Source organism: Pseudomonas sp. FSL R10-2189, from assembly GCF_009600325.1.
In the GTDB taxonomy this organism is placed as follows: domain Bacteria; phylum Pseudomonadota; class Gammaproteobacteria; order Pseudomonadales; family Pseudomonadaceae; genus Aquipseudomonas; species Aquipseudomonas helleri.
Window position 1 is genome coordinate 1 of sequence record NZ_WIVZ01000123.1, and the last position, 497, is coordinate 497.

A 497-nucleotide genomic window follows, 5' to 3' on the forward strand; every position below is an offset into this window, starting at 1 on the left:
GCGTAGACCAGCCGGGTGAGGATGTCGCGGCCGTTTTCATCGGCGCCCAGCCAGAACAGGCTGCTGGGGGCGCTAAAGGCCAGACGCGAGTTGGCGTCGAGCGGGTCGCCCGCCACCAGCCAGCCCGGCTGGATGGCCGCGATCAACAGCAGCAATACGAACAACCCGGCCAGCAAGAGGCCCGGGCGTATCGCCCAACGCCGCGCACTGCGCGATTGCGCGGCGAACAAAGGCTCGGCCTGAATCACACTGGCAACGGTGCCTGGGTGGGTGGACTGGCTCATGTGCAACTCCTGAGGGCGGGCTTAAACCGCGCTGGCTTCATCGCGGGTGGCGCCGTGGGCGCTGTCCTGCTCATGCAGGGCTCGCCAGGCCGCGCCGGGGCTGATGCCGTTGAGGTAGTAATTGCCCAGCGCACGCTCGCGGTAGATGGCCGGGTTGTGCGAGGCCAGGGTGCGGGCGTTGCGCCAGTGGCGGTCGAGGCGGCGGGCCTGGCT

The 497-nt window shown here is 69.2% G+C and carries 2 pseudogenes; both read right to left on the reverse strand.

The annotated features are described in order from the left end of the window. Window positions 1-284, reverse strand: a pseudogene (locus tag GHO32_RS26205) (ABC transporter permease); the annotation flags it as partial. Between the two features lie 21 nt (window positions 285-305). Then, window positions 306-497, reverse strand: a pseudogene (locus GHO32_RS26210) (acyl-CoA dehydrogenase); the annotation flags it as partial.